Annotated in this window: 1 pseudogene; it reads right to left on the bottom strand. The window is 67.4% G+C overall.

The window, feature by feature from the left end:
* Window positions 1–1,273: pseudogene (locus tag EOA29_RS36835) on the bottom strand (translocation/assembly module TamB); the annotation flags it as partial.

The raw sequence follows: 1,273 nt of genomic DNA, 5'->3' as shown, positions 1-1,273 counted from the left end.
TGGCAGCGTTAAGCGTGTTGTCGGCGATGCTTGCCTGCCCGTCGGCGGTGAACGCGCCCGATGCGACCTTCACCGGCCCGACGCTGACATTGCCCTTGGCGTCACGCTGCGTCGTGGCGCTGAATTGCGTGCGCTCGGCAAGCACGCCGCGCGCTGCCGCCGGCAACGCCGCCGAAAGCACATCGGCCTTGACGGTGAAGTCGACGGAACCGTCGGCAAACGACACCCGGCCGTTGAAGGCGCCATCCACCGCGCCGCTGGTCGCCGAGCCGCTGTTGATGGTGAGGGCGTCAGGGGCAAGGCTGCCGGCGACCTTGGCCGTGACCTTGCCGGCGACGAGCGGCGCAACCGTGGGATTGTCGAGATCGATCTTGTCGGCCGCGACCGTGCCGGAGACCGGTCCGGTCCGGCTCTTGACGTCGAAGCCGTCCGAATGCAGCGCGAGCGCCAGGCCTTCCACCTTGATGTGGTTGGCCGTGGCGGAGGGCAGCGTGGCCGAGATGTCGAGCCGCGGCGTCGCGCCCTGCCCGGCGGCCTTCATCGACAAAGTCTGCATTTCCAGCTCGACCGGGCTTTCGGCGGTGCCGAATTTGAGCGGCAGGCTCGGCCCGTTCGAGGCGAGATCGAGCGAGAAATCGCTGGCGCCGTTCGGATTGATGGTGCCGGCGGCCTTGCCCGAGATCTTGTCGCCGGAAAGCGTCGCCTGATCGATGACGAGGCCGCCCGCCGTCGAAGCGCTGCCGGCGACATCGAGATTGAGCGGGCCAAGGCCCGCCTGGCGTGTCTGGCTGGTTTCCGCGCCGGCGAGTTTGGCGTTGAACCGCACATCGGGGTTGGACGATGGACCCGTGACATGCGCCGTGCCTTCCAGCGTTCCAGCTGCATCGAGGCCAGGCACGAAATCATTGGCGAGCGCCGCCGGCAGCTTGGCGAAATTGGCCGTCAGGTCGAGGGTTTGGCCAGCGTTGCCCGAAAGAGCCACCGAACCACCGCCGAGATCGAGCGCGAGTTTCTCGACGGTAGTGATGCCGCCGGCGATCGAAAGGCTCGAAGGCTCCGCGATCGCCGCCTTGATGCCACGCACGGTCGCTTCGCCTGACGCGATCTCGACGCTGGTCTTGCCGCCGGCAATCTTCACGCGTCCGGTCGCGGTGGCCGGAATGCCCGACGCCGTCGCGCCGCCGGAAAAATTGGTCCAGTCGCCATCGCGCTTCAAATCGATGCCGATGCCGCTGACCACGGTAGCGCCGGAAGTCACGCTGTCGGCCTTGAT

It is taken from the genome of Mesorhizobium sp. M1E.F.Ca.ET.063.01.1.1 (genome assembly GCF_003998155.1).
GTDB lineage: Bacteria > Pseudomonadota > Alphaproteobacteria > Rhizobiales > Rhizobiaceae > Mesorhizobium.
This window is presented reverse-complemented; position numbering and strand designations above follow the sequence as displayed.